Here is a 374-nt window from a genome sequence, read left to right on the forward strand (position 1 = left end):
GCCGGCACGCGGCTGAATACCAGATCGACCCGGACAAGATCATGACCATCGGCTTTTCAGCCGGCGGCCACATCGTCAGCGCGGCCAACTACCTGGCCGCCGAGCCCAAGTACCAGGAAAAATACGGCTATGAGGACAGCCAGGTTCTGCCTAACGCCACGATTTTGGGCTACCCGCTCACCGACGTGTACAAGGTGGCCTTTGAAATCGGCGGCAAGGCCGACGACGCCCTGCCGGAGGACCCGAAGCTGGTCGGCACGGCCCTGGGGGTCAGCGCCAAGACGCCGCCGACCTTCATCTTCCAGTCCTGGAACGACCCGATCTGCCTGCCAACCAATGCCATGGCCTATGAGGAGGCCCTGTTCAAAAACGGG

General features: G+C 62.6%; 1 protein-coding gene. It reads left to right on the plus strand.

The window, feature by feature from the left end:
• A partial coding sequence (locus tag lacNas_RS00205; protein WP_201346478.1) for an alpha/beta hydrolase occupies positions 1-374 on the plus strand: 374 nt, incomplete at both ends.

The organism is Lactobacillus nasalidis (genome assembly GCF_016587775.1).
GTDB classification, from domain to species: Bacteria; Bacillota; Bacilli; order Lactobacillales; family Lactobacillaceae; genus Lactobacillus; species Lactobacillus nasalidis.